This is a genomic window from Brevundimonas sp. 2YAF1 (assembly GCF_052114745.1).
In the GTDB taxonomy this organism is placed as follows: domain Bacteria; phylum Pseudomonadota; class Alphaproteobacteria; order Caulobacterales; family Caulobacteraceae; genus Brevundimonas.
In genome coordinates this window covers 1-366 of record NZ_JBFRFI010000026.1, presented here as the reverse complement: position 1 = coordinate 366, position 366 = coordinate 1, and the positions used below count along the sequence as shown (strand labels likewise).

At 64.2% G+C, this 366-nt stretch carries 1 protein-coding gene; it reads right to left on the bottom strand.

What is annotated here, in order from left to right; translation table 11 throughout:
• Nucleotides 1-225: hypothetical protein (locus tag AB4Y68_RS14475; protein ID WP_441456454.1), on the bottom strand; the 225-nt coding region annotated here is incomplete at its 3' end.
• Between the last annotated feature and the right edge of the window lie 141 nt (nt 226-366).

Here is a 366-nt window from a genome sequence, read left to right as displayed (position 1 = left end):
GTCGGACACCCAGGCAAAGCGGAAGGTCTGGCCGGTCTGGCCGTAGGCCACGTCGAGCGTGCTGAGGAGTGGAAAGAATCCACATGCGGCGGCCCCTGCCACGCCTTTCAGCAGCGCCTGGTGCATGAACGTGCGGCGTGTCCAGACCGCACCGCCTTCGGGGCGATCGCCCGGCCCGCGCAGGGTCCGGTGCAATTCGCGTCGTTCGAGTTCAAAGTCGTTCATCTGGCGGCCCTCCGCCCCCCCTGGGGGGGTGATGAAACTGCGGTGTGAAACTGAAGTTATTTCTTCTTCAGTTCGATCGAGAGCTTTGCGGTCTGGCCACCGGCTACCGTGACGGGCATCTCGGTGTCTCCGGTGTAGGAC